Source organism: Rhizobium herbae (assembly GCF_019511375.1).
GTDB lineage: Bacteria > Pseudomonadota > Alphaproteobacteria > Rhizobiales > Rhizobiaceae > Pararhizobium > Pararhizobium herbae_A.
Genome location: NZ_JAEUAO010000017.1, coordinates 1 through 405, shown reverse-complemented (window position 1 = coordinate 405; position 405 = coordinate 1). Strand labels below are relative to the sequence as shown.

Below are 405 nucleotides of genomic sequence, written 5' to 3'. Positions count from 1 at the left end.
ACCTGCCGCTGTCGTTCAACCGCAAGGAAGCCAAGGACCATGGTGAAGGCGGCCAGCTGATCAGCGCCGACCTGAATGGCAAGCGCGTGCTGATCGTCGATGACGTGATCACCGCCGGTACCGCGATCCGCGAAGCGCTGGGCATCATCCGCGCTGCCGGCGGCACCCCGGCCGGCATCGTGGTGGCACTGGACCGCCAGGAGATCGCCTCGGAAGCCGACCGTCGCTCGGCGGCACAGTCGGTGGCCGAAGAAGCCGGCATTCCGGTGATCGCCGTGGCGTCGCTGGCCGATCTGCTTGATTTCGCCTCCGGCAACCCGGAACTTGTCGGTTACCGGCAGCCGCTGGAAGCCTACCGGGCCCAGTACGGCGTCCGTTCGATCCGCTGACCGACCAGGGGAAAGG

General features: G+C 67.4%; 1 protein-coding gene. It reads left to right on the top strand.

Going from position 1 to position 405, the window contains the following annotated elements; genetic code table 11:
* Nucleotides 1–389, top strand: a 389-nt coding sequence (locus JNB71_RS24260) for a phosphoribosyltransferase family protein (protein WP_262927121.1), incomplete at its 5' end; no start/stop codon positions are given.
* Between the last annotated feature and the right edge of the window lie 16 nt (nt 390–405).